General features: G+C 72.3%; 18 protein-coding genes and 1 pseudogene. 10 read left to right on the top strand and 9 right to left on the bottom strand.

Annotated features, from left to right (window positions below):
- Positions 1-242: 242 nt before the first annotated feature.
- Entirely contained in the window at positions 243-1,805 is a 1,563-nt protein-coding gene (locus CP974_RS00255; RefSeq protein WP_085921565.1) for a pectate lyase family protein, read from the top strand.
- Between the two features lie 297 nt (positions 1,806-2,102).
- On the opposite strand, the gene CP974_RS00250 is transcribed toward CP974_RS00255, so the two are convergent.
- The gene (locus CP974_RS00250; protein ID WP_069974962.1) at positions 2,103-2,504 is read right to left on the bottom strand and encodes a hypothetical protein; all 402 of its coding nucleotides are present in this window, start codon (positions 2,502-2,504) and stop codon (positions 2,103-2,105) included.
- 363 nt (positions 2,505-2,867) lie between these two features.
- Here CP974_RS00250 and CP974_RS00245 point away from each other — a divergent pair, with 363 nt between their 5' ends.
- Positions 2,868-3,902 (top strand): ArsR/SmtB family transcription factor, encoded by a 1,035-nt coding sequence (locus CP974_RS00245; protein WP_085921566.1) that lies wholly within the window; start codon positions 2,868-2,870, stop codon positions 3,900-3,902.
- Between the two features lie 173 nt (positions 3,903-4,075).
- Positions 4,076-4,933, top strand: a complete 858-nt coding sequence (locus CP974_RS00240; protein WP_069979390.1) for an alpha/beta fold hydrolase — start codon at positions 4,076-4,078, stop codon at positions 4,931-4,933.
- Between the two features lie 250 nt (positions 4,934-5,183).
- Here the strand turns inward: CP974_RS00240 and CP974_RS00230 are convergent, their stop codons facing one another.
- The 7 genes from CP974_RS00230 to CP974_RS00200 all read right to left on the bottom strand — a co-directional run bounded on the left by CP974_RS00230 (position 5,184) and on the right by CP974_RS00200 (position 14,087).
- Complete coding sequence (locus CP974_RS00230; RefSeq protein WP_069974958.1) at positions 5,184-6,014, bottom strand: glycoside hydrolase domain-containing protein; 831 nt, start codon at positions 6,012-6,014, stop codon at positions 5,184-5,186.
- A 742-nt stretch (positions 6,015-6,756) separates the two neighbouring features.
- The gene (locus CP974_RS00225; protein WP_085921567.1) at positions 6,757-7,668 is read right to left on the bottom strand and encodes an NAD-dependent epimerase/dehydratase family protein; all 912 of its coding nucleotides are present in this window, start codon (positions 7,666-7,668) and stop codon (positions 6,757-6,759) included.
- Complete coding sequence (locus CP974_RS00220; RefSeq protein WP_223844423.1) at positions 7,665-8,744, bottom strand: cytochrome P450; 1,080 nt, start codon at positions 8,742-8,744, stop codon at positions 7,665-7,667. Before CP974_RS00220 ends, CP974_RS00225 begins: the two co-directional genes overlap by 4 nt.
- 1,103 nt (positions 8,745-9,847) lie before the next feature.
- Positions 9,848-11,341 carry a class I adenylate-forming enzyme family protein gene (locus CP974_RS00215; RefSeq protein WP_085921569.1) on the bottom strand — a complete coding sequence of 498 codons (1,494 nt, stop codon included), beginning with the start codon at positions 11,339-11,341 and terminating at the stop codon, positions 9,848-9,850.
- The gene (locus tag CP974_RS00210) at positions 11,341-12,081 is read right to left on the bottom strand and encodes a glycosyltransferase (protein WP_224354465.1); all 741 of its coding nucleotides are present in this window, start codon (positions 12,079-12,081) and stop codon (positions 11,341-11,343) included. The genes CP974_RS00215 and CP974_RS00210 overlap by 1 nt, the downstream gene beginning before the upstream one ends.
- Entirely contained in the window at positions 12,078-13,106 is a 1,029-nt protein-coding gene (locus CP974_RS00205) for a 3-oxoacyl-ACP synthase III family protein (RefSeq protein ID WP_051838820.1), read from the bottom strand. The genes CP974_RS00210 and CP974_RS00205 overlap by 4 nt, the downstream gene beginning before the upstream one ends.
- Positions 13,107-13,670: 564 nt before the next feature.
- Entirely contained in the window at positions 13,671-14,087 is a 417-nt protein-coding gene (locus tag CP974_RS00200; protein ID WP_031127951.1) for a DUF4259 domain-containing protein, read from the bottom strand.
- A 330-nt stretch (positions 14,088-14,417) separates the two neighbouring features.
- On the opposite strand from CP974_RS00200, the gene CP974_RS00195 reads away from it, so the two are divergent.
- The 7 genes from CP974_RS00195 to CP974_RS00165 all read left to right on the top strand — a co-directional run bounded on the left by CP974_RS00195 (position 14,418) and on the right by CP974_RS00165 (position 20,326).
- Positions 14,418-15,029 carry a flavodoxin family protein gene (locus CP974_RS00195; protein ID WP_031127952.1) on the top strand — a complete coding sequence of 204 codons (612 nt, stop codon included), beginning with the start codon at positions 14,418-14,420 and terminating at the stop codon, positions 15,027-15,029.
- 279 nt (positions 15,030-15,308) lie between these two features.
- Positions 15,309-15,641, top strand: coding sequence for a DUF3140 domain-containing protein (locus tag CP974_RS00190; RefSeq protein ID WP_031127953.1), 333 nt, complete (start codon positions 15,309-15,311; stop codon positions 15,639-15,641).
- A 406-nt stretch (positions 15,642-16,047) separates the two neighbouring features.
- Positions 16,048-17,304 (top strand): hypothetical protein, encoded by a 1,257-nt coding sequence (locus tag CP974_RS00185; RefSeq protein ID WP_143660414.1) that lies wholly within the window; start codon positions 16,048-16,050, stop codon positions 17,302-17,304.
- A 33-nt stretch (positions 17,305-17,337) separates the two neighbouring features.
- Positions 17,338-17,655 carry a hypothetical protein gene (locus CP974_RS00180; protein WP_031127955.1) on the top strand — a complete coding sequence of 106 codons (318 nt, stop codon included), beginning with the start codon at positions 17,338-17,340 and terminating at the stop codon, positions 17,653-17,655.
- A 209-nt stretch (positions 17,656-17,864) separates the two neighbouring features.
- The gene (locus CP974_RS00175; protein ID WP_031127956.1) at positions 17,865-18,152 is read left to right on the top strand and encodes a helix-turn-helix domain-containing protein; all 288 of its coding nucleotides are present in this window, start codon (positions 17,865-17,867) and stop codon (positions 18,150-18,152) included.
- Positions 18,149-19,735, top strand: coding sequence for a helix-turn-helix domain-containing protein (locus tag CP974_RS00170; protein ID WP_031127957.1), 1,587 nt, complete (start codon positions 18,149-18,151; stop codon positions 19,733-19,735). The genes CP974_RS00175 and CP974_RS00170 overlap by 4 nt, the downstream gene beginning before the upstream one ends.
- A gap of 18 nt (positions 19,736-19,753) precedes the next feature.
- Positions 19,754-20,326 carry a hypothetical protein gene (locus CP974_RS00165; RefSeq protein ID WP_031127958.1) on the top strand — a complete coding sequence of 191 codons (573 nt, stop codon included), beginning with the start codon at positions 19,754-19,756 and terminating at the stop codon, positions 20,324-20,326.
- A 391-nt stretch (positions 20,327-20,717) separates the two neighbouring features.
- Here CP974_RS00165 and CP974_RS00160 read toward each other — a convergent pair.
- Positions 20,718-21,068: pseudogene (locus CP974_RS00160) on the bottom strand (ABC transporter permease); the annotation flags it as partial.
- Positions 21,069-21,487: the final 419 nt, after the last annotated feature.

The following is a 21,487-nucleotide window of genomic DNA, read 5'->3' as shown; positions in this document are numbered from 1 at the left end:
CCCGTGGACCGCTCCACGGTCAGCAGGTCGGCGCGCCCGTCGCCGGAGAGGTGTCCGTGGCCGTCGAGCCGGCTCACGGGCCGAGCCGTACGGCTCCCCGGAGGACGGCCCGCCTGACACCTTGCCATGTGCATGCCTACCCCCTAGCCTGCCGCACAGAAAGCGCTTTCCTGTCATGGTGGACCGCCATGCGCAGCGCACAGCCCCCCAGCACGAACGAGAAGGCGAACCAGGAGGCGAGCATGAGACGACCAGCCGCACTGCGGCTCTCCGCGGCGTTGGCCACCATGGCCCTCGCGGCCACGGCCGGCGTGACGCTGTCGACGTCAGAGGCGTCGGCGGCGACCGGGAGCGCCACCGGCTACGCGACCCAGAACGGCGGGACCACCGGCGGAGCGGGCGGGCAGACGGTGCGGGCCACCACGGGAACCGCGATCCACGCGGCCCTGTGCAACCGGCCCGCCGACAACACCCCGATCACCATCCAGGTCGAGGGCACCATCAACCACGGCAACACCGCCAAGGTGTCGGGCACCAGCTGCAACACCGCGGCCGGCGTCATCGAACTCAAGCAGATCAGCAACGTCACGATCGTCGGAGTCGGCAGCGGAGCCGTCTTCGACCAGCTGGGCATCCACATCCGCGAGTCCAGCAACATCATCATCCAGAACGTGACCGTCCGGAACGTCAAGAAGTCCGGATCCCCCACGTCCAACGGCGGTGACGCCATCGGCATGGAGAAGAACGTCCGCAACGTCTGGGTCGACCACGTCACGCTGGAGGCCTCCGGCGGGGAGGCGCAGGGTTACGACGGCCTGTTCGACATGAAGGACGACACCCGCTACGTGACCCTCTCCTACAGCGTCCTGCGCAACTCCGGTCGCGGCGGCCTCGTCGGCTCCAGCGAGAGCGACCTCGCGAACAGCTTCATCACGTACCACCACAACCGGTACGAGAACATCGACTCCCGTGCGCCCCTGCTCCGGGGCGGGACGGCCCACATGTACAACAACCACTACGTGCGCCTCCACTCCTCCGGCATCAACTCCCGTGCGGGAGCCAAGGCGAGGGTGGACAGCAACTACTTCGAGGACTCCAAGGACGTCCTCGGCACGTTCTACACGTCCGCCGCCGGCTACTGGCAGGTGAGCGGGAACGTGTTCGACAACGTGACGTGGTCCAGCCCCGGTGACGAGAACAACCCGGCGGGGCCGGACCCGCGCTCCAACACCACGGTCGGCATCCCCTACGCGTACAGCTTGGACCGGGCGGACTGCGTACCGGAGATCGTGAGCCGGACGGCGGGTGCGGGCAAGGGGCTCCTGGTGTCGGACGGGGCGTGCTCGCCGCAGAGCCCCGCACCCACGTCCAGCGCGCCCGCCCCGAGTGAGCCCGCCCCCTCTCCCACCGTTCCCACGCCGGGGCCGACGCAGCCGACCGGCAGGAACCTCAGCATCGGAGCCGGCTCCGACGGGTCCGGCAAGGCCGAGGGAACGAGCTACGGCGACGTGCGCGACGGCGACATGGGCACGTACTGGTCGCCGGACGGCCCGACCGGCGCCATCTCCATCAAGTGGGCGTCCCCGACCGCGGTCTCCCTGGTCAACATCCGGGAGGCGTCCGGCTTCGGCGGCTCTGTCGACGGCTGGCGGCTGGTCGACGGTGACACGGGAACGGTCCTGGCGTCCGGACAGGGTGCGGGACTGGTCGCCTTCCCCCGTACCACTCTGCGGAAGATCACCTTCGAGATCACGAGTTCGCGGGGCACCGTGCGGGTCGCCGAGTACGAGACCTACGCCGGCTGAGGTCCAGCCGGTGGAGGGTACGGCCGCGCGGTGCACGGTACGGCCGCCGGCCGCGACCGGGGGCGGCACGGCACCGGTACCGCACTGACCGGCGGCCGTCCCGGTGGCCGGGCGGGACGCGATGCGTCCGGCCCGGCCACCCTCATGCCGCCCGCCTCGTGTGCGTCGGCGGTTCTCCTCTCACGCGGCATCGGCCCCCGCGGCCGCACGGAGGGTGTGGGCCGACACCCGGCTGTCCCAAGCCCGCCGCACGGTCGGCCCGGTGCTGCCGCACCCGTCTCGGCCGGACGGTCGGCTTCAGACCCAGGCCGTTCCGTTCCGGCATTCCTCGGCAGAGCCGGTCGACTTGAAGACGGAGCAGATGCTGATGCTGATCTGGTCTCCGGAGCGGAAGGTGTCGGGCAGGACGAAGTTCCGGCTCTGCCCGTTGATCCCGGACCTCCACTCGTGCGTCCTGGTGAAGGTCAGCGACGTGTTGACCTTCTTCACGACCAGCCGCGCGTAGTAGCCGTCGTCGGGCTGGTAGGGGCGGGGGCCGTTGTCCCACACGGTGAAGGTGTCGATGGAGCTGTCGTAGCGGGCACCCGCGTAGTTGTTCACCGTGCTGACGTTGGTCACCGCGGCATGTGCCGGCATCGCGAGCCCGAGTACGGTCGCCGCGGCGAGTGCCGCCGTGGCCAGAACACTCCTGCTTGCCATTTGACGTTCCCTTTCGTCGTGGATACGGTCCGGTGGCCGCGGGACGGGAGCCGAAGTGACGATGACACCCTCGCGGGCCACCGCGGCCACACGGCCGTCGGGCAGGCGCACACCGGCGTGGGAGTCACGCCCACGCGTCGTGTGACGCCCCGGTCCCATGGGACGGCCGGCGGCTGTCACGCGCCCTCCCCCTCGCGGCGCGTTGTCCCCGCCGGCCGTCGTCGAAGAGTCTGCGTCGCGCCTCCCGCGGACGCCCAAGCCTTTCGGCCAGCACCGAAGTGCCTGACGCGAAGGCGTCTGGCCGAGGGGAAGGCGTGACGGGAGAGTGGTGTCTCCCCGAGCAGCGGGCGAGGAGGTCGGTCGGTGCTGCGTTTCCACTTCACCAGGGAGGACCTGGCGAGAACCCGGGTGGTGGCCACCTGGGGGCCGCTCAGTGAGACCTTCTTCAGCCTGATGACCCTGCAGAGGCAGCATCCGCCACCCGCGTTCGCGGGCTGGCACCAGCGCGTCCACCGCACCTCCGCCGCGCGCCACCCCGCCGCGGCGCTCTTCCGCGACGAGGTCCTGGACCTGTTCACCCTCACCGGGCGCGCGGCATCGCTGGAGGAAGGCGTGGAAGCGCTGCGAGCGGCACACCCCCGCCATATGGAGGCCGAGATCGACGACGCGCGGGCCGGCCACGCCTTCTACTTCCCCGGCGCACCGGCCTGGACGGGTGCCGACTGGGGAGACCCCGCACACGACCGGGCCGACCGAGAGAGCCTCGCGGACTTCCTCACCGGCTACCACCAGGCCGCCGTACTACCTCACTGGCCGCGCGTCCTCGCACGACTCCAGGCCGAGCAGGCCGCCTACGCCCGCATCCTCGCGGAGAGCGGTGTCGAAGCGATGCTCGCCGCTCTGCCAGGCGGGTTCCGCTGGCGCGCGCCTGTCCTGGAGATCGGACGCGGCGCACTGGTCGGGGAGTCCTGGCTCGCCGGGCGCGGCATGACGTTGGTGCCCTCCGTCTTCTGCCAGACGAGGCTGGTCTCGAACTACGCGAGCGCCACGGACGAACAGGCGCCCGTGCTGCTGTTCTTCCCCCTCGTACGGACGCCCGCCGACGCCGTGACCTTGCTGACGTCCGGAGGGACCGCCGACCTGAGGGCACTGGAAGCCCTCCTGGGCCGTACTCGCGCCCACGCCCTCGACGCGATCGGCCAGGGCGCGTGCAGTACCGGTCAACTCGCGCGACGGCTGTCCGCCTCTGTCGCCACCGCCAGCGAGCACGCGTCCGTTCTGCGTGGTACCGGCCTGATCACCACCACCCGCCATGGCGGCGGTGTCCTGCACGCACTCACTTTGCTGGGCGCCGCTCTCCTCGACGGCGCGGTCCCACCGCCGGCCGGCGGTCGGTGAACGACGCGGTGGCGGACACCGGCCCGCGGCCCTCGCCCGGGTGACATCCTGCTCCGGGTCGTTCGTCGCCGTCAGGTGCCGAGCCCGGCCGGTGATACGCGAGCGGGCAGCGCTTCACGTGCGGCACCGCTGGGGAAGCAACAGAGGAACGAACTAGCCGACTGGAGGCCGTGGTGCCGAGGATCGAGTTGTCGTCCGGACCGATCGACTATCAGGACAGCGGCGGTGAGGGGCCGGTGCTGGTCTTCGGCCACGGCCCGCCGATGAACGAGTCGCAGTGGCGCAAGGTGGTCCCGCTGCTGGACGGGTACCGCTGTGTGTTGCCCACGCTGCCCCTCGGTGGTCACCGTCAGCCGATGAACCCGGATGCCGACCTGTCCCAGCGCGGTGTCGCCCGGCTGCTGGGCGAGTTCATCGAGAGCCTCGGTCTGGGCCGGGTGACGCTCGTGCTCAACGACTGGGGCGGCGGCCAGTTCCTGGTCTCGGAAGGGCAGGACCAGCACATCGCGCGCCTGGTGCTGGTGGCCTGCGAGGCCTTCGACAACTTCCCCCCGGGGCCGGCCAAGGCCATGTCGAAGGTGTGCAGGGTCCCCGGCGGCGTCTGGCTCCTGACACGGCTCATGCGTGTCCCCGCCCTGCGCCACAGCCGGCGCGGGTACGGCGGGATGAGCCTGCGCGGGATCCCTGACGAGATCATGGACGACTGGTTCGCTCCCGCCACCCGCAGCAGGGCGATCCGCCGGGATTTCGCGAAGTTCGCCACCGGGGCGCCCGACTCCAGGACCCTGCTCGCCTGGAGTGAGCGCCTGCGGGACTTCGACCGCCCGGTACTGGTCGTCTGGGCGACCGAGGACCGGTTGATGCCGCGTGAGCACGGCCCCCGGCTGGCCGAGCTGTACCCGCGGGGCCGGCTGGTCGAGATCGCGGACTCGTCCACCCTCATCCCCGAGGATCAGCCCGAGCTGCTCGCCCGCACACTCATCGACTTCCTGGTCGAGACCGGAGCGGAACCGGCCCGGCGCGACCGCTGAGCGAGGCGGCGGCAGGCGGAATCCTCCAGCCGCTGCCGCACCCTCAGCCGGGGCCGAAGCCGTGAACAGGAGCGGCGGTCGAGGACCGCCTGCCGCACCGTGGCCTGCTCCGCTGCGCCGCGTACTCGGTGCGCCGCGACCGGGTCGCCGCGAGGACGCATGACCAGCGCCTCCCGCTCACCGGCCGCACCGGGGCCGGGGGTGGGCCTGCGGGACGGTACGCCGCTGCGTCGGCCCGGGGGCCGGACGGTCAACCGACGAGTGCGACGGGGGCGTCCCAGGCGTTGAGGTCGACGGTGAGGGTGTGACCACGGCGGGTCTCCCTGCTGTTGGCCTTGTACTGGTGGCCCCGGCTGTGCCCGGTGTACAGCTTCGGGTCCCAGGGCCAGTCCTTCGTGGTGGTTTCCTGGCCGTTCCAGAGGGCGTACCAGAGGTTGCCCGGCAGGTCCGTGCGGTCCTTGGCGGTGGCGATCGCTGCGGCGCTGGAGCTGCTGAAGCCGTACAACCCGGCGCGGTAGGTCTTGGCTCGCAGCGTCTTGGTGAAGGACCGCACGTAGGCGAGAGTGGCGTCGTTGCACGCCTTGTCGGTGATGTCGTACGACTCCATGTTGAGGTAGATGGGGCTGCCGGGCTTCATGCCGAGCGCCGAGGCCTTGGCGACGGCGTCGCCCGCGTTGCTCGCCCCGACCGAGACCGCGGTGGCCGCGGTGAAGCGCTCCGTGTTCCGGCTCTTCTGGCAGGGCGGCTGGGCGCCCACGTACAGGGGGATGACCCGCCAGCCCATCGCGTCGACCGACTTCACCCAGGACCTGGTCAGGTTGGGTTGGGCGCAGCCGCGGTTCTTGCCGCCGACGTAGACGGCGACGCCGCCGTAGTAGCCGTTCTTCTTCCACGCGCTCATCGCGGTGAGCGAGGGCGCCGTGCACGTGTCGAACGCCCGTCCCGTGTAGGTCTTCTGCGCCGGCCACGCCGGCGCGGCCATCGAGGTCTGCGCCGCGACGCCGGCGCCCGCCACGACGACGGCGCCGGTCGCCGCCAAGGCGATGTAGCGGTTCTTCCTGGACAGCCGGTGCTTCGGCATTCCCCACCCCATACGACACGCGGTACCGGGCCCCGGTGGTCCGGGGCACGAGCAGCCTACCGAAGGGATGGAGAGGAGTATCTGCGCGCCCGGCACCCGGACTTCGCCCCGGCCGGGAACGGCCCGTGCCCTGTCGACCGCGTCGGGCAGGAGCCTGCACCAGATCGGTGTCGTCTGCCCGCCAACGGAGGCGGGGGAGGCGGACCACCGACTCCGCGTTCGACGGCGGGTCACCCGGCCCGCAGTGGATGACCTGCACGATGAGGTCCGGGCGGTGGCAGATGGTCGCGGGAGGGGGCATGCCATGCACACCCTGCGCCAGAGGGTGCCAGGGCTCTCCCACGCCCGGATCATCGAGAGCGGGCGGATACGTTCGGCGAACAGGCACCACCGCCCGGGCGCCCTCACTCCCGGCACCAGCGCGGCCCGGGGCCCCTTCCAGCGCGGCGACCGTCTCCACCCGTCCGCCGTGGCGAAGGCGCGCCCCGACCTCGACAACGCCCGCGTCACACCGCTCCGGCCTCCTGCCGCGCGACGATCGAGACGACGGCACACCGGTTCGACGTTTCCTCCCTCCGCACCGCTGCTTGAGGTACCGCCGGCCGGCCGCTGTGCGGTGGGGTGCGTCCTGGCCACCTGCCGGGCATACAGCCCTCCCACCCGCCGACAAGGCGGGCATCACCCACGGCGCCCGCTGACCAGGCAGCCGTACCGGTGTCGGGGCGTGCGTACCGGTGTCGTTTCAGCTGCTCGCGAGAGCAGCTGCGTAGTCCTTGAGGGAGCGACCTCCCACCCACCCCTGAGCTTCGGCTCGGGAGACGTCCAGAACCACGGAGTGCGCGAGTTGGTCGACGGCGTAGCGGGTGAGCGGCGACCCCGCGGAGGGGCGCAGCCGGGCCAACGTCCCGGCAGCGCCCACTGCCGCGCGGGCCACCGGCAGCGGAACGTGACCGATCCGCGCCCGCACGCCATGGGCACGCAAGACGGTCCGGATCGCCTCGTCGCGGTCGTACGGGACAGGATCGGCGATGTTGTAGGCGCCCGGCGGCCAGCCGGCTGCACGCAGGCAGGCGTCGGCCAGGTTCTCGACGGCGGTCAGGCTCAGGCGGACGCTCGGCCCCGGCAGCAGCAGCACGCCGCGGCGGACACGGGACAGCAGCCGCGGCACCAGATGAGGGTCCCCGTCGCCGTAGACCGCACGCGGCCGCAGCACCACGGCCCCGGCGGCGAGCGCCAGCGCCTCACCGGCGGCCTTGGTGCGGCCGTAGGCGTTGAGATGCCCGCGCACCGGGTGGTCCTCGGTGACGCGGGAACGCCCGGTACCGGGCTCGTACACGCTGGCGCTGCTCACCCACACGACTGGCCGGCCCGCGGCGGCCTGGAGCAGCCGTGACGTGCCGTCGACGTTGACGGCATGCATGGCGGCCTCGGCCGGGGAGCCGGGCAGCGGGTCGCCGACAGCGGCCGCGCAGTGCACGACGACGTCGGCCCCGGACAGGTCCGGCACCTCTCGCGCGGCGTCCCACGCAAGGTGCCGGCCGACGGGGCCGGGCCGTCGGCCCGCGCACAGGACGTCTGCACCGCGGGCCGCTGCCATGGCGGCGATGTGCGAGCCGCAAAAGCCGCTCGCCCCTGTGACGGCGATCGTGGTCATCGATGCTCCGGGGTTCGGCGGTCGGCGGTGGCGCGGACGGTGAGGGAGCGCCAGCCGGGCAGGGCCGCACCCCGGTCCACACGCGCCCGCACGACGGTGGGGCGGTACGGCGCGAGCGCGGCGAGGGCGTCGTCGAGCTGGGCGCGGGCCAGACGCGCACCGGGGCAGGCGTGGCTGCCCGCGCCGAAGACCAGCTGGGCCACGGCGGGCGGAGCCGGCCGGCGGGCGTCGGGTGGCTGGAGGTGGGCGCGCGCGGCGTGCCGGGCCACCAGGATCAGCCGGTCCCCCTTCCGTACCGGGCAGCCGCCCAGGTCGGCGTCGGCCGCCGCCACACGCGGCAGCAGCGGGGAAGGGGCGGTCACTCGCAGCAGTTCGCCCACCAGCACCGGACGCAGCCGCTCGTCGGCAGCCTCGCCCCACAGGCCGGCGTCGGCGCACCAGGCGGCCGCCCGCGGCAGGGCGGCGACCGTGGTATTGACGGCGGCCACCGCGAGCACGGCCCCCAGGGCCGACTCCGGTCGGCCGTCAGGCCGGGCGAGCAGCGCCTCCAACCGGGCCGTCGCCGCGGCGGCCGCCCGCGCGGGGCCCGGTGGACGAGGGCCCGGCAGGTGGTCGCGTACGGCGGCGGCCGCCGCCTCGGCTGCCGCGCGGGCGATGGCCTCCGGGTCGCCGGTGGCGCCCAGCAGGGCCCGGACGGTCGCCCCGGCCAGTTCGCGGGCCAGCGGCACGAGGTCGACATCGCGGCCCTCGGCGAGCGGGGCGAGGCGCCGGCCCAAGACCTCCCGCCACACCGGGCGCAGCCGCTCCACCCCGTCCGCGCCCAAGCCGTCGGCGACCACGCGGCGGGTGGTGCGGTGCCCGGCCCCTTCCTGGTCGAACAGCAGGCCGCCCGCAGACAGCTCGCGAACGGCGCCGCCGGTGGTGCCCACGGCGGCGCGGTCCAGCGGAACGCGCGTGAGGGCCTGCCGGTACGGCTCGGCTCCGTGCACCAGGAGCACGCCGCCGACCCGGCTGACAGCACGGCGGCGGGTCGCGGCGAGGAGCGCGAACAGCAGCGGGTGGGCACGCAGGTACACACGCCGGTCGCGACGCCGCGCGGCACGAACAGCGGCTGCCGGGCGAGTGGTCATCGGGCGCACATCAACCTCCAAGCGCTCGGCCACCGGACGCGCACCTGCTTCCGGTCGCCCCCCTTCAACGGACGTGTATCGGCTTCGGGCTGCCCTACCGAGGGGCACACACCCGCGTCGGGCCGGACGGTCAACACACACGCACCTCATCACAGTCGGCGGGGCAACAGCGGCGGCGGTCCCGACACCGCGGGAGGGCGGGCACCCCACCCCCGCAGCCGCCGCAGGCCCGCATACGCCACCATCCGTTCGTGTGGCTGACTGGGATGTGCCGCCGTCCGCTCGTGTGGCTGACCGGGATGTGCCACCATCCGCTCGGTACGGCCGATCCGGTCGCTGTGCTCGTCCGCCCGGCCGAACAGCACGACGTCCTCGGGTGGCCACCCGGGGCTCGCCACCGCAGCGCAAGCCACAGCCCGGCCGCGCGGGCCAGAGCGGGTCCGCGGCACAACACGAACGGCGCACGGAAGCGGGGGTGCCGGTGTGCGGTACGGCAGCGCCCGCACAGCGCGGCCGCCCTGACAGCCGCCGGAAGCAGACACCACTGCGCGAACGACGACGACTCGTCGCGGCGCACCAGCCCGCGGCCGCAGGCCATACATCTCCATGCCGCCCGCGAACCCGCAGCACACCCGCGGCGTCCAGTCCGCGGCAGGCGGGCAGGCGGGCAGGCGGGCAGGCGGGCAGGCAGGCGGGCAGGCGGGCAGGCGGCGTCCGCGCGAGCCAGCAGCTCGGCACCCTGAGCGACGGCGCACCACCAACCAGCACCGACGGCCGCCCCGGCGCCCCACCCCTCCCTCGCAGACCAGGCACACCGTAAAGCCCCGGGCCGGCGGCGAAGCCGCGTAGGAGCGGCCCCGGCAGCCCCAGCGGCATCGACGCATGCGATGTCGACGACCACCCCACGCCAAACCCTCTCGACGACGACCCACGAGCCCTCTCGACCCCGCAGGCAAACGAGGCCAGCACCGCACTCACACCACACCCCCCTTCGTCATACGCGGGCACCCGGGCCCACAGCGGCCGCACGGCAGCGCCACCCGGCACGGTCACCACCGGCCCACCGCGGTCAGGCGCCGCTGCGGCAAGCGCTGCTGTGCTAGGCGCACGGTTGCGGCGCGGTTGGGTTTCTGGGACCGGCCGGACAATGGGATCTTTGCCAACAGCACCGCGTCCGGTCGGGCAGCACCCATACGCTGCAGCGGCCCGGCCAGCGCAGCCCGCACGGCGGTACGGTCCACCCCGGGACCGGGCTGGATGACGGCGACCAGCCGTTCGTCGCCGTCATCGGTGGGTACGCCGACGAGCAGGGCCAGTTCGACGCCCGGCACGTGCAGTGCCGGCTCGTACAGGCCGGGGTAGATGTTCTCGGCGCGCCGTAGGACCATGTCCTTGCGGCGGCCCTCCAGCACGATCCGGCCTTCGTCGAGGCGTGCCCGGTCACCGGTGGCGACCCAGGGGTCTGGGTCGTCGCCCAGGTAGCGGTGGCGTGCGGCCGGCCCGGAGAGCAGCAGCTCACCTGACGTGTCCGTCTTGGCCGTCACACCCGCAAGCGGTGCTCCGACCAGGTCGCCGTCGCCGGTGAAAGCGGCTTTGTCGGCCTGCTCGATCGCTGCCGTCGGGAACAGCTCGGTCAGTGCGTACACGCCCCACGCCTCGTCCGCGCCCGCCCGCTTGATGCGGGTCAGCAGTTCGGTGCTGGCCGGGGCCGATCCGGTCCATACCCGGCCGGTGAACCGGCCGCCGTCCGCCAGCAGCTCTCGCAGTCGTGGCGGAGTCAGGTAGGTGGCCTGCGGGGCGAGACGGTGCAGTTGCCGGCTCAGCACCGGCAGGCAGCGGGCGGGCATGGCGACCGGTGCTCCGCTCGCCAGGGACGGCACGAGGACGAAGAAGGTCCCGCCGAGGACGGGCCGCCCGGCCTGTGGATGTACCAGCTCCGCGACCGTCGCCATACCGGCGGCCAGCGAGGACCGGGTGTGCACCACTGCGCGGGGCCGCGCGGTGGTGCCGGAGGTGAACACGATCACCGCGTCCCGGTCCTCGTCCACGCAGCGCGGCAGGCGCACGGACCGGGCACCGCCGTCGAGGGCGGGGGCGCAGCCCGGCAGCCGCGGCCCGACGGTCGCCACCGGGCCCAGCTCGGTGAGGTCGGGCAGGGCCAGCCGGAGCGGGCCCGCGAGCGGCCGCGCCCACCCGGCGGCCGCCTGCGCGGCCGCGTCGGCCACGACGAGATCGGGGCGCGCCAGGGTGAGCCGGGCGCGCAGCACATCCGGCCCGGCACCCGGGTCCAGCACCGCCGCCCGCGCGCCGAGCCGATGCACAGCGAGCATCACCGCGAGCGCACGGGGCCCGGGCCGCACAGCGACGCCGACCGTGCCACCGGGCGCGACACCCCGGCCAAGCATCGCCGCGGCGTAGCAGTCGGCGAGGTCGGCCAGCTCCCCGCACGTGGCCTTGACACGCACGGCCCCGGTACGGGTGGAACCGAGAACAGCGGGCCGCTCGGGACGGCGCCGCAACGTGTGGGTGAGGGCGTCCAGCATCAGCGCGGGTCCTCCCCGTGACGGCCCGGCCCCTTGCCGAGATACCAGCGAGCCGTACCGACCAGACCGTACGCGCTCAGACGACGGGAGGAGTTCTCCACGACCATGTCGCGGGCGCGGACGATCGCGGTGGTACGCCGCCGCACCCGGTTCAAAAACAGCCGGTCGGTGGGGGAGGGCCGACGCGGCATCCCGCCGACGGCCTCGTACAGCGCGGCGGTGATGGCCATGTTGTTGCCGGCGTGCATCCGGTACGGGGTGAGGTAGCCGTGGCGGCGGTGATGCGCAGGCCGTATCCGCCCGAAGAACGCCGCGACACCGACCAGCGCACGGAACGCGGCCCGCCCCAGCGGCCCGTGCTCATCACGGCGCGCGTCGATGCGCCCGCACACCAGACCCGCGCCGCGCAGCAGCGCGTCGCGGGCGCCGGCCGTCCAGCCCGGGTGTGGCAGGCAGTCGGCGTCGGTACGGGCAAGCCACGTGGCGCCGTGCTCGATCGCGTACCGGAAACCGGTGTCCACCGCGCAGCCCACCCCCTTCTCCGGCTCGTTCAGCACATGCACGGGGAAGGGGGCCCGGTCGGCGAAGGCACGGGCTATGGCGGCGGTGGCGTCGGTGGAGGCGTTGTCCACGACGACGAGGGTGAAGCCGCGGTCGCGCTGGCCGGCGAGCGCCTCCAGCGTGGCACCGATCCGCGCGGCCTCCTGATACGCGGGCACCACCACCCACAGGGCGCTCACGCCTTCTCCCACACCATCGTCATGATGCTCACGCCGCCGCCCAACCCCACGAACAGCACCCGATCCCCGGAGTCGAGCCCCTCGTGGACCCGGTCGAGCTGCACGCCCAACGTGGCGCTGGCCATGTTCCCGAGCGTGGGCACGGTGACGACGAGCCGGTCGCGGGGCACGCCGGTGAGCTCCACGAACCGCTCCAGGTAGGGCATCGTGACCTGGTGCACCAGGATGTGCCGGAAGTCGTCCCACGCCAGGCCGGTGCGCTGCCGCATCCGGTCGAGCACCGAGGTGCCGACCTTCTCGAACACCTCCCGCAGCTCGCCGCCGTCGCCGTGGAAGTAGGTGTGCTCATCCCCGCGCGGATGGCGCGAACCGCCGCCGAAGATGCCGCCCACCGACCAGTGCTCGGAGTGGGTCTCGGTGTCCACGTCGAGGATGCCGCCCCGGCCCACCGCTTCCAGTACGACCGCCGCCCCGGCATCCCCGAAGGTGTAGCCCGCGAATCCCTCCCGCAGCTGGCCGGGGTCGGAGGGGGCGTACCGCACCGCGCGGCTGGGTGTCTCCCCGGTGACGACCAGGGCCCGGTGGGCGCGGTCGGCCAGGATCATCGCCCGCGCCGCGTCGATGCCGTTGAGGAAGCTGTTGCAGGCGTTGGCCACGTCCAGCGCGTGTGCCCGCGAGCCGAGTTCGGCCTGGACGATGTGCGCGGTCGCCGGTTCCACCACGTCCCGCGTGGCGGACGCGAATACCAGCAGGTCCACGTCGCACGGGGCGAGCCCGGCCCGGTCCAGCGCGATGCGAGCGGCCCGCACCGCGAGCGTCGAGGCGTACTCGCCCTCCGCGACCGCCCGGCGTGAGGCGATACCGGTGGCCCGTTCGAACGTCCGCGTCGGCAGCGACAGCCCGCAGGCCGCGGTGATCCGCTCCTGCAACTGCCCCGAGGTCACTTCGCGTTCCGGCAGGCTGGAGGCCACTGCGGTGATGCCCACCCGGCGCAGGGCGCCGGGAGCAGCGTGGTCTATGTGCATGGGCTGGACGCTACGAGCCAACCGGGACAGCCCACCTGAGCGCGGGTACTCAACTCGACTGGGTGATCCAACCGACCACCGCCGATCCCGGCACGCCCGAGCCCCTCACATCACAGGGGTCAGCCGTGGACCGTCCCTCGAGCGCCACCGCGCAAACGCGAAGGTCCTATGCCGTCCCTTCCGCGTTCCCAGCCGCAGCGGACCGGCCGTCGGCGGGGGCCCGTCTGGTGGGCCGCGACGACCGGACGGCGCGGTGCACGGTCCGGCGGCGATACGCCCCCGACGCAAACGGGCAGCGGCGGCCGATCGGCGCCCTGACGGCGCTGCACGGCCGCGGTGCGGAACCCCAAGACGGCGGCAGGGCCGGCGACGAGGCGCAGCGCGCGTCCGCACCCGAGGCAGGGGGTGCCGGACAGGAGCGCTCGAAGCCATCCGGATCGACGGGCAGGGCACCACACGCCATGCGCCATCGGCCAGGGCGCTCTTGGCGAGCGGTGCGGTCCCGGCGCCTGGATTCGGATGACCTCAAGCGGTTCTGGCACGACTTCCGTGCAGCGGTCACGCTCAGTGTTCAGTGGGTGCTTCAAGGGCTTCGAGGATTCGTCGTACTTCCTGGTGCCACTGCTCGGAGTCGGTGCTGTCCACCCAGCCGGTTGCCATCTCCGATCCGTCCTGGAGAACCCGGTCCAGTGCGAGTCTCGCCGACACGCGAAGGGAGGGCGGCAGTTCGGGCAGGGGGCCGATGGGGCCGTCGTCGGGGTCGATCACAATGGGGCTGCCCGGGAGGGTGCCGGCGACGAGGGCGCCAGCGGCAACAGCTTCGGCTCCGTCGCCGCCATCGACCCGTTCCCCCGAGTCGACGACGCGCTGGAATGCCCGCCCCAGCACGTCGATGACCTGCCGGTGAGTGAGCCCTTCGAGTTCATCGACGAAGTCTGCGGCGAGATCGCTGTCGAAGGGGCCGGTTCCCCACGTTCCCATGCATGGCTCCTGACATGGTCTTTGCACCCTGTAGGCGCTGCCTGAGGGTCGAGTGTCCTGCGTGTTGATCGGGTGGGGCGAGGTCCGCTCCCGGGTGTGCGGTTGGGGCGGCGGGGAGGTGACGCGCATCCCTCTGCGTCCCTCCACACACATTCGGCGTGTCGGGTGTCGGCCAGTATCCGACTTCTCTCGTGGCGTCGTGTCGCGGGAGCGTGTCGCGGCGTACACGGACGGCTGAACAGACGCCAGCGCGTACTACAGGGTCTGGTGTTTTCGGCTGGTCGGGTGCACGGTCGCGCCTGTTCGATCCTGATCGGGTACGGCTGTGTCATGAAGGCACTGGTGATCAACTGCACGCTCAAGAAGTCCCCTGAGCCGTCCAACACGGCCGCGCTGGCCCGGGTGGTCGGTGACTGGCTGTCCGAGAAGGCCGGCGTGGAGACGGAGTACGTCCGAGCTGTCGATCTCGACATCCATCCTGGTGTGAGCAGCCGACCCGTCGCCACAGGCGATGACTGGCCGTCCGTCCACGCCAAACTGTTGCGCGCGCAGATCCTCGTGATCGCCTCTCCCACGTGGCTGGGCCGACCGTCGTCGGTGGCCCAGCGCGTCCTGGAACGCATGGACGCGATGCTGTCCGAAACGGACGACCAGGGCCGTCCCGTTGCCTACAACCGTGTCGCGGGCGTCGTCGTCACCGGCAACGAGGACGGCGCCCACCATGTGATCAGCGAGATCAGTGGTGCGCTGTGCGACATCGGCTACACGATCCCCGGCCAGTCGTGGACCTACTGGCACCTGGGCCCAGGCCCCGGCCCCGACTACCTCGACGACCAGCGCGGTCACGATTGGGCCCACAAGACCGGCCGCGCGATGGCCGCGAACCTGTACGGCACCGCACGGGCGCTGGCCGCCGCCCCGTTGGGCGCCCCGCCGCAGTAGCCGACCGCGCTTACCCCTGTCTCCACCCACTCGTACCGCACCCCCATGCCCACTTCGATGGCGCAGCACGCCCTGGCGAGCGCCGCCGGGTGGTGGCGCGTGGCGTACCGGCCCCGGCCGGCACGTACGCCTCGGCGTGCGCCGGGGCGAGGCGGTGCGGGAGGCGGGGGGCGTGCCCGTCCGAGCTGCGACGCGGGCGTGATGCCGCCACGGCGGGAAGCGGACCGGGGCGCGGAGCTGGTGGTGCGCCTGCCCCGAGGAGAGGGAAGGTGATGTCGGATGCGGGACGAGGAGCGGGAAGAGACCTGGAAGGCGTTTCGTGACCTGGTGAACATGACACCGGCAGAGATGGACGCGTGGCTGTCCTCGCAGCAGTCGCGTAGCGCCGGACAGCACCAGGACGGAGCCGAGAGCACCGGACACGCTTCCGGACGCCGCATCCTGGCCGTTTCGCGGGCGAGGAAGGCCGACCTGTCGGACGACGACTACCAGCACATGCGGAAGGTAGCAGGTTACATCCGCCGGCACCTCGCCCAGCGGCCGTCGGGCGATCTCCGGGACACCCGATGGCGGCATTCGCTGATGAATTGGGGACACGACCCCTTGAAGTGACCCCGAACCCGCGCCCGCGCTCCCGGCACGCTGCCGGCTGCGGGCACGGGCACGGGCACGGGCTGATGCCGGCGCCCGCCGGTCCGGTACGCCCCGACGGCGGCGCCCGGTGTGTGCGCTCCACGCGACCGCCTCCCGCCCCGGTCGCACGAGGCGGGGTAGAGGCGCCGGCGGTGCAGCAGCACTCCGCCCTCGCCCTGCCGGGCCGCCGCCATGCCTCGCAGGCGATCGAAGAAACACCACCCCGTCTACGGCCTCCATCGGCACGAGCAAGACGACATCGGTCGACTGCGTCTGGTACCTGCTGGGAATGTGGGCGGTCTGGCGGCGGGTGTCTTTCGAGTGGCTGACCTCTGTAAGGGCGCATCTGCGGGTCGAGGGTGTGCGTATCGCTTTGCGGTGCTGCATGGTCGTCGACACCGGGACCGTCGATTCGATCGGCCTCTGCGACGAAAGAGGTCGAAGAGCTTCTCGATGTCACCGTGTACCCGGCGGCAGCGATCGGCGCGTCGTGGGTGAGGTGCTGCTGGCCTGCTGGGCCTGTGCGCGCTGTTTGCCCCGCGCACTGTGGTGGCACTGCTCGGCAGCGGTGCCCGTCTCCTTCGCTCAGCTCTACGCCTTGAACCATCTCTGCCAGGACATGGTCGACGGCACGGGGGCCGTACGCGGACAGGCCAACACCGCTCAGTCCTACAAGACCGTCGTCGAACTCGTGCTCGGCCTCATCGACGCGGAGATGCGGGTGCTGGCCGCCCGCCGCGACGACCTGAGCCAGACCGTGAGCCAGTTCAAACGCCGCACCGAGACGATCAGCGAATTCCTGACCGGGAGCGCCGCGGAACTGGAGGAGGAGCTGACCCGCTCCCGGAGTGAAGAACAGCAGACGCTGACGCCCCTGGAGGAACTCCAGGGGCGTATGCGGGCCGCGACCACCTTCGCCGATCCGCTGCGCCGGCGCGTCGCCGCCCCTGAGGCAACGCACTCCACCAGGGCCAGGGAAGAAGAGAAAGCGGCCCAGGCGGCCCTCTCCTTGGCTCAGCGGGCCATCACGCGTGCTCAGCGGCAGCCGGGCACCGACCCGGTGCTGCGCTGCCCCTCCTGCACGCATCTGCTGACCGGCCGTATCGTCCCCCAGGGGGCCTGCGGTTTGTGCCTGTGCGAACTGGATCCCGGTGCGCGGGACGAGGCCGCGCAGGCAGCCGAAGCCGCGCTGGCCACGGCACGGCAGCGGGCCGTCGAGGCGGCCAAGGCCACCGGTGAGACCGGGGACGCTCTCGCTCTGGCGCGGGCGGAGCTGGCGGAGCGGACCTGCTTGGAGATCGGGCTCCTGGCCGGGCAGACTGGGCAGCTCTCAGCCGCCCCATGCCGGTGCCCGCACCCGGGCCGGCATGCTCGAGCGTTCGCCGACCCGGACCGGCGGCTGCCCCGCACCGGCGGCTGCTCGACCCGGGACCGGCAGCTGTGCGAACTGCAGCGGGCGCTGCGTTCGGCAGTGGAAGAACTGCGCGGTGTGCGCGAGGCCTTCAAGACGCGCGAGAACCTCCCGTCCGGACGCCAGGCCACCCTGGTGGAGATCGAGGAGCAGTTCGCAGCCATCATCGGCTCTCTGTCGCTGCCCGGGGAACCCGGTGCACGCATCGATCGCCCCTCACTTCTGCCGTAGGTCAGGGCGGGCCAACTCACCCAGGGTGGGCCAGTGCGCACCGCGATCGACGCGGCCTGCCGGATGACGTTCCTCAGCCACGCGCTCGTCATCGGGGCGGCCGGTCTGCCGTTCCTGCTGGTCATCGGTTCGCCGCGCAAGAGCGTCGGGTCCGGCAACGAGGACCAGCAGCTGATCGCACGACTGTACGCGCACTTCCCCGACCGCGTCGCCGGCGCCCGCAGTGGCACGCCGCACGTACGCCCGCACCAGGTCGTCATCGTCGACAACGACCTGTCATCCCTGCCCGCGCGGTTGCGCCGCCGGATGCGCACCATCGAGCTCACCTGGGGCAGTCCGCTGGTGCCCTGACCCGCGTCACGTGATCACAGTGGGGACACATGCCCCTCTCGGGCCCATGGCCGCGGCAGTGGGCCCGGGTGCGGGGCCCCGATCCACCGCGGTGCCCGCCTCCTGCCGCCTGGCGGTGCCCGGCGCCCCCGGCTGCGGGCCACCACAGAAAGCTATGCGAAGAACTCATTGACAATGCATGAAGCGCATGATTCTGGTAGGGTGGTGTCATGGGAATGTCCTTGCCGGAACGGGTGCGGCTGGTGGTGGCAGCGCTGATGCATGCCTCGGGCGAGTCGCAGGCGAGGCTTGCCGAGGCGCTGGGGGTGACGCAGGCGCAGGTCAGCCGCCGGCAGTCCGGGGCCGCCGCCTGGAGCCTGGCCGACTGTGAGGCGCTGGCCGTGCACTACGGCATGGACGTCCTGGACTTCCTGGCGGGCCCGACCCGGGCGTGCGAGGCACTGCCCGAGGAGCGCCGTGCCGGACGGCGGCGGCCCGGGAAGGGAGAGGCGCGGTGAAGCCCCGGTTCGAGGCGATCGACGCCCTGCTCGCCGCAGCCCGCACAGAGGCCACACTGCCCCCTGCCGAGCAGCGCCGCGCCCTGCGTGAAGCACTGGACCTCTCCCGCGCGCAGGTGGCCCGGGCACTGGGGGTGAGTCCCTCCACGGTCGGCGGCTGGGAAGCGGGCCGCGACCCGGCCGGTGACATCCGTGAGCGCTACGCCTACTTCCTCGAAGGCGCTCACGCCAAGCTCGCCGACCTCGATGCCGCCCGGCAGGCCGAAACCGCTGCCCAGGCCAGCCTCCCCGATGCCGGCCTCCCCCATGCCGGGCCCGCCACGTCGGGCGGCGACGCTGCCGCGGATGCGGGCCGGCCGGGTACGGCAGATCAGCCGGACCCGGCGCCGGAAGCCGACGACGTCGAGGACCTGGGCGTGCCTAGGCCGTGCGTCCTGTGCGGACAGCCCGCCCGCCATCAGGTCGCCGGATTCCCCCAGCACCTGGACCCCGCCGCGTGCGCGCCACAACCGGCCCCGCCGGCCGCAGATGTCCCCACGAGCCGTCCGCCCCGCCCCGCCGCCCCGGCGAGAACCGTGCCCGTCGCCCGCCGCGTGCGCACCGCCTCCGACCTGCCGGATCCGATCACAGAAGCCGTCGCGGCCGCGCTGGCCAGACACCAGGGCGACGTCGACGCGGCGACGGCAGCACTGGTCAAGCGGGCGATCCCGGACGCGATGGCCCTGCTGGACAACTGCCGCAAGGGCGGCCGCTACGCCATCGTCGCCCACCCCTGGATCCCGGACATCCTGCGCAAGCCCTCCGCCCGCGGCGCCGACCAGGTCTGGGAGGCCCGCCCCAAGTGGACCCGCCCCGAACTGCCGTCCGGACCGCACGAGGTGACGGCCCTGGACATCAACGGCGCCTATCTCAGCGCGCTCAAGACGCACCTGCCGATCGGCCAACTGGAACACACAGCCGGCAACCACCACGACCGCCGCCGCGCCGGCGTCCACCTGATCACCCCGCCCGCATGGGAGCACAGCGCGTACCTGCCCAACCCGATCGGCAACCGCGACGAGCCCGGCCCGCTCTGGGTCACCGAACCCACCCTGCGCCTGCTGCTGCGCCTGGCCGGCCCCAAGTACGGTCTGTGCGAACCACCGCAGATCCACGAGTCGTTCACCTCGGGTGCGACCGAGGGCCTGCTGGAGAAGTTCCGTATCGCGCTGAAGGACGCCCGGGAACGGGCGCTCGCCGAAGGCGACGAGGTGACGCTGGAATATGTGAAGGCGATGTACTCCAAGTTCGTCTCCACCATGGGGGAGTCGAACTACAACCGGGAGCTGTACCGCCCCGACTGGATGCACCTCATCCGCTCCCAGGCCTTCGCCAACCTCTGGATGAAGGCGCACAAGGCGCACGACGAGGGCCTGACGGTCGTCCGCGCGATGGGCACCGACGAACTCCATGTCATCGGCGACTGGCGCCGTGTCTTCCCCGAGGGCCGCGGGGTTTCCGAGGTGAAGGTCAAGGACGTCTACACCGTCGGCGCCGCACCCGCGGACCCGGCCGCCGCCCAAGAAGCCGACCACGAGAACTGACAGGGCAGGAGAGTTCGAGTGCCCGAGCGCACCATTGATTTCGGCAAGTACGGCGCCCAGGGCATCAGGGGCTACGAGGCCCTCGCCCGTCAACTCGACGCCCTCGCCGACTTCATCGCCACCCCCGTCACCACCCGGCGCGGCCTCATGGCCCGCCTGCACTACCTCACCCGCACCCCCCGCGCCCGCGCCGCCGCCCACGACGCGGGCCTGACCGTCACCGACCGCACCCTGAAGGCATGGCTGGCCGGCACCCGCCGCCCGACGAAGCGGAACCTCGCCCGGATCGACAACGCCTACCGCGCCGTCCGCCGCCGCAACGTCGCCCGCTACCTCCTGGCCCGCCTCAACCGCGCCGGCCGGGGCACCCGCGTGGAGATCCACCCGCTCAACCAGTCCGGCGTGCGGCCCTCCCACCAGCGGGTCGTGGAATTCCGCACCCTCAACGTCCGCCGCTGGGAGGCCCTCGTCGCGGCCTGGTCCACCGGCGACGACCGGGCTCTGGACGACGCGTGGATCGAGCAGATCGTCGACCTCGGATCGCAATGGGGCCAGTACGAGTACGTCACGAACATCGGCTTCGCCGCCTGATGTCCGCGTGCGTCCCCCTGCCGTCTGCCCCATTCCGGCAGCGAGCGGCTCGCCGTAAGACGCCGCTACCCCCATCGTGCAGGACCCGGCGTACAGCCCGACTCGTCTGCCGCTGCGTATGTCCAACAGGCCAGAGGCCATGCTGACTGACCGACAGGAAACTGTCGTGGTCGAATCCGGGTCGGGTCTATGCCGTGACCCTTCCACCGCCTTGCGGCATACCGTGGCGTTCAGGATGTCGGATGTGCTCAGTGCCGGGCCTGCCGGCCAACCCGGTCTCGTCCATCACCCGGCGACCGGTTCACCGCCCCGGGCAGGCCTGCGGGTCGAGTACATGCACGCGGCCACGGCATGTGCATCGGCGGAGCGGTGGTGCTGGCGATCCGTTGGTTCAGCGGGTGACCAGCAGGCCCCGGACGCGCAGCACCCGCCGCTCCAGCGGGCTGAAGATCAGCAGGTCGATGGCGATGCCGACGAGCAGGATGAGGAAGACGGCCAGGAACACCTGCGACATGCTGGCGTTGTTGCGCCCGTTCTCCAGCAACTGGCCGAGGCCGACGCCCAGGTCGGGCGAGGAGGCGATGATCTCGGCGGCCATCAGCGAGCGCCAGGAGAAGGCCCAGCCCTGCTTCAGTCCGGCGAGGTAGCCGGGGAGCGCGCCCGGCATCACGATGTGCCAGGCGCCGCGCAGGCCGGTCGCGCCCAGGGTGCGTCCGGCGCGCAGGAACAGCGGGGGGATCTGAGCAGGAGCGGGTCCTCGGTGCGGTCGAGGGCGGGGGCCCGGCAGGTACATCTCGACGAGGGCGGAGGCGTGGAGGGTATGGCCGGGGACCGTGGGTCCTGTGAGGTTCGGTCGTGATGTCACTTGAATGTTCGGTGTTGCCCTTCACTGCGTGTAGGTGTATTTGCGCTGATCAAGGGCATTTGGAGCAGTCGATCATGGTGAAAGTTGCCCGAACATCGCAGTGACGTGAGGCCGTATCAGCCGGTGTCATCTTCGCCGTGTCTCCTTTTCTTCCTGACCTTCACGCAGGGCCCTCTGGGTGTGCGGAGCGTGTTCGGCGGTCCTGGCGGGTGCCGCGGGGGCGGAGGCGGTGGCGAGGGTCATTAGCGCGTGTGTCCATCGAACTGGCGGGAACGTTGCGCTGCCACCCGTTCGAG

It is taken from the genome of Streptomyces fradiae ATCC 10745 = DSM 40063 (assembly GCF_008704425.1).
Lineage (GTDB): Bacteria > Actinomycetota > Actinomycetes > Streptomycetales > Streptomycetaceae > Streptomyces > Streptomyces fradiae.
This window is presented reverse-complemented; position numbering and strand designations above follow the sequence as displayed.

What these genes read in the sequence shown, in the direction of transcription:
- CP974_RS00175 (WP_031127956.1), top strand. Translation starts at nt 17,865, where the DNA reads ATGGGAATGTCCTTGCCGGAACGGGTGCGGCTGGTGGTGGCAGCGCTG.
- CP974_RS00195 (WP_031127952.1), top strand. Translation starts at nt 14,418, where the DNA reads ATGAAGGCACTGGTGATCAACTGCACGCTCAAGAAGTCCCCTGAGCCG.
- CP974_RS00215 (WP_085921569.1), bottom strand. Translation starts at nt 11,341, where the DNA reads ATGCTGGACGCCCTCACCCACACGTTGCGGCGCCGTCCCGAGCGGCCC.
- CP974_RS00255 (WP_085921565.1), top strand. Translation starts at nt 243, where the DNA reads ATGAGACGACCAGCCGCACTGCGGCTCTCCGCGGCGTTGGCCACCATG.
- CP974_RS00200 (WP_031127951.1), bottom strand. Translation starts at nt 14,087, where the DNA reads ATGGGAACGTGGGGAACCGGCCCCTTCGACAGCGATCTCGCCGCAGAC.
- CP974_RS00230 (WP_069974958.1), bottom strand. Translation starts at nt 6,014, where the DNA reads ATGCCGAAGCACCGGCTGTCCAGGAAGAACCGCTACATCGCCTTGGCG.
- CP974_RS00205 (WP_051838820.1), bottom strand. Translation starts at nt 13,106, where the DNA reads ATGCACATAGACCACGCTGCTCCCGGCGCCCTGCGCCGGGTGGGCATC.
- CP974_RS00185 (WP_143660414.1), top strand. Translation starts at nt 16,048, where the DNA reads ATGGTCGTCGACACCGGGACCGTCGATTCGATCGGCCTCTGCGACGAA.
- CP974_RS00225 (WP_085921567.1), bottom strand. Translation starts at nt 7,668, where the DNA reads ATGACCACGATCGCCGTCACAGGGGCGAGCGGCTTTTGCGGCTCGCAC.
- CP974_RS00190 (WP_031127953.1), top strand. Translation starts at nt 15,309, where the DNA reads ATGCGGGACGAGGAGCGGGAAGAGACCTGGAAGGCGTTTCGTGACCTG.
- CP974_RS00250 (WP_069974962.1), bottom strand. Translation starts at nt 2,504, where the DNA reads ATGGCAAGCAGGAGTGTTCTGGCCACGGCGGCACTCGCCGCGGCGACC.